Genomic DNA, 2,720 nt, shown 5'->3' with positions numbered 1-2,720 from the left:
TCTAGAATAATATGTATACCTATAAAACTGGACTCAGTACTTCTGAGCATGACCGCTTTGTTATCGATAGTCCACAAACGAACTTATTACAAAGTAGCTCATGGGCAAAAATCAAGGATAGCTGGGGAAATGACCGCCTAGGTTTCTATCAAGATGGTAGTCTTGTTGCCGTCGCTAGTATCCTTATCCAACCACTTCCTATGGGATTCTCTATGCTTTATATCCCACGCGGTCCTATCATGGACTATCAGGATAAAGAGTTGTTAGCCTTTGTCATAACTTCACTTAAAAAGTATGCCAAAACAAAACGTGCTCTCTTTGTTAAATTTGATCCAAGCCTATTTGTGACTAAAAACTTAATTTCAGAAGAAGCTAAAATCTGTGAAGAAACTATGGCAATTGCCAAAGACATCCAAGCTCTTGGCGTTGAATGGACAGGTCTCACTGACGATATGGCTGAAAATATACAACCACGTTTCCAGGCAAATATTCATAAGGAAGATTTCACCGATGAACAGCTATCTAAGAGTACTAAGCAAGCTGTTCGTACTGCTCGAAACAAAGGCATTTCAGTTCAATTTGGCGGCACTGAACTGCTAGACCAATTTGCATCTCTGATGAAAAAAACAGAGGCTCGTAAGAACATTCATCTTCGTGGGATTGATTACTATGAAAAGTTGTTGAAGACTTACCCAGAATCTTCTTACATTACACTCTCAACACTAGATTTGCCAACTCGCCTCAAAGATCTTAATAAACAACTTGAAAAGAATATTGCCGACGCTGCCAAGTTTACAGAAAAAACCAAACCTGGAAAAATTGAGAACAATAAACAAGAGCACAAGAGACTTGCAGAAGAAATTGCCTTCCTTCAAGAAAAGGTCGATGCTGGCAATAAAACTGTTCCACTCTCAGGTACCTTAGTTCTAGAATTTGGAAATACATCTGAGAATATCTATGCGGGAATGGATGAAGACTATCGTCGTTACCAACCTGCTATTTTGACATGGTTTGAAACTGCTAATCACGCTTTCGAGCGCGGTGCCGAGTGGCAAAACATGGGAGGAATCGAAAATTCTCTAGATGGCGGCTTGTACAATTTCAAGTCAAAATTTAACCCACGCATTGAACAATTCATTGGGGAATTCAACCTTCCAGTTAGCCCATTCTATGGCCTAGCCAACTTTGCCTATAAAGTCCGTAAGAAATTACGTAGCAAACATTAATGGATAGTATTTAAAATGAGACTTCCTTTTGGAAGCCTCATTTTTATCTTTGCTTAGTCTTTATCAGGAATAACCTTAAATAAGTAATAGGTGATAAAGAGTGTTAGGCAAAAAAGCGCAAATTTCACCCAAATAATAGGAGCGAAAACAATCGATATTCCCATCAAAACATAGATTTGGATAATGATTTTTTTCTTTCGTTCTTTGGCAATCGATTTTGTTTCTCGAAAATCGGCGACATAAGTTTGGTAAAGTTTGGTATTATATAACCATTTCTCAAAACGTTTGGAACTTCTTGCAAAACAAGCAATGGCTAAAAGTAGAAAAGGTGTCGTGGGTAAGATAGGAAGAGGAATCCCAAGAATTCCCAAACCAAGCGACACTATCCCAAGTGAGAGATAAATTATTTTCATATATACTATCCTTTTAAAAAGCCGCACTAACGTATTAGTGCAGCTCTTCTGCTATTATTCTAAATATCTGTTAGTGGGGTCGCCGTATCTGGTGAGGTATCAAAAACCTTAAAGTCAGTTCCAACACCAAAGTCAGCGCGAGCCAACTGATTTTCCATGGTCATGTGGGCCAATTCCTTAATATTGTTTTCTTTGGAAAGGTGACCCAGATAAATCTTTTTAGTTTTATTACCGATAGTACGAATCATAGCATCCGCTCCATCCTCATTACACAAGTGACCTTGATCAGAGAGGATACGTTGCTTGGTTGACCAAGGATAGGAACCTGCTCTCAAGATTTCAATATCATGATTAGATTCAATCAGATAGCCATCAGCATTCTCAATAATACCAGCCATACGGTCTGAAACATAGCCCGTATCCGTCAACATGACAAAGCTCTTTCCGTCTTTCATAAAGCGGTAAAATTGTGGATCAATGGCATCATGACTAACTCCGAAAGATTCAATATCGATATCACCAAAGGTTAGAAGCTTGTCGCGAGAAAAAACATGCTTCTGACTATTATCAACCTTACCTAGCATATTCTTACTATCCATAATTTGCCAGGTTTTCTCATTGGCGTAGATATCCATGCCGTATTTACGAGCTAAAACACCTACACCATGGATATGGTCCTTATGTTCATGCGTTACTAAGATGGCATCAAGATCACTTGGATCGCGATCAATCTCCGCTAGCAAACTTGTAATCTTTTTTCCTGATAAACCAGCATCCACTAGAATCTTCTTTTCTGGAGTTTCCAAATAAAAGGAATTTCCAGTTGAGCCTGAAGCCAAAATACTGTATTTAAACCCTAAATCTGAGGTCATTTCTACTACATCTCCCATTCATCAACCATCATGGCATCCTTGTCATATGGAAGCACAATTGTAAAAGTTGACCCCTTACCATACTCACTCTTAGCCCAAATGAAGCCATTATGTTGTTTAACAATTTCTTTTGCAATGGACAAGCCAAGTCCTGTTCCACCTTGAGCACGACTTCTGGCCTTATCAACACGGTAAAAACGGTCAAAAAT

The 2,720-nt window shown here is 38.8% G+C and carries 4 protein-coding genes; 1 reads left to right on the top strand and 3 read right to left on the bottom strand.

The window, feature by feature from the left end:
- Window positions 1–11: 11 nt before the first annotated feature.
- The gene (locus RWZ99_RS09265; RefSeq protein ID WP_314678320.1) at window positions 12–1,226 is read left to right on the top strand and encodes an aminoacyltransferase; all 1,215 of its coding nucleotides are present in this window, start codon (window positions 12–14) and stop codon (window positions 1,224–1,226) included.
- 53 nt (window positions 1,227–1,279) lie between these two features.
- Here the strand turns inward: RWZ99_RS09265 and RWZ99_RS09260 are convergent, their stop codons facing one another.
- The 3 genes from RWZ99_RS09260 to RWZ99_RS09250 all read right to left on the bottom strand — a co-directional run.
- A complete protein-coding gene (locus RWZ99_RS09260; protein WP_314678318.1) occupies window positions 1,280–1,639 on the bottom strand; it encodes a YbaN family protein in 360 nt (119 codons plus the stop codon).
- 59 nt (window positions 1,640–1,698) lie between these two features.
- Window positions 1,699–2,511, bottom strand: coding sequence for an MBL fold metallo-hydrolase (locus RWZ99_RS09255; protein WP_154864542.1), 813 nt, complete (start codon window positions 2,509–2,511; stop codon window positions 1,699–1,701).
- A 5-nt stretch (window positions 2,512–2,516) separates the two neighbouring features.
- A partial coding sequence (locus tag RWZ99_RS09250) for an ATP-binding protein (protein ID WP_314678313.1) occupies window positions 2,517–2,720 on the bottom strand: 204 nt, incomplete at its 5' end.

It is taken from the genome of uncultured Streptococcus sp. (assembly GCF_963545685.1).
In the GTDB taxonomy this organism is placed as follows: domain Bacteria; phylum Bacillota; class Bacilli; order Lactobacillales; family Streptococcaceae; genus Streptococcus.
Note: the sequence above shows the minus strand (reverse complement) of the source record. Positions and strands in the feature narration are given on the sequence as shown.

Excerpts from the sequence above, each read along its gene's own strand:
- RWZ99_RS09265 (WP_314678320.1), top strand. The coding sequence starts at position 12 with ATGTATACCTATAAAACTGGACTCAGTACTTCTGAGCATGACCGCTTT.
- RWZ99_RS09260 (WP_314678318.1), bottom strand. The coding sequence starts at position 1,639 with ATGAAAATAATTTATCTCTCACTTGGGATAGTGTCGCTTGGTTTGGGA.
- RWZ99_RS09255 (WP_154864542.1), bottom strand. The coding sequence starts at position 2,511 with ATGACCTCAGATTTAGGGTTTAAATACAGTATTTTGGCTTCAGGCTCA.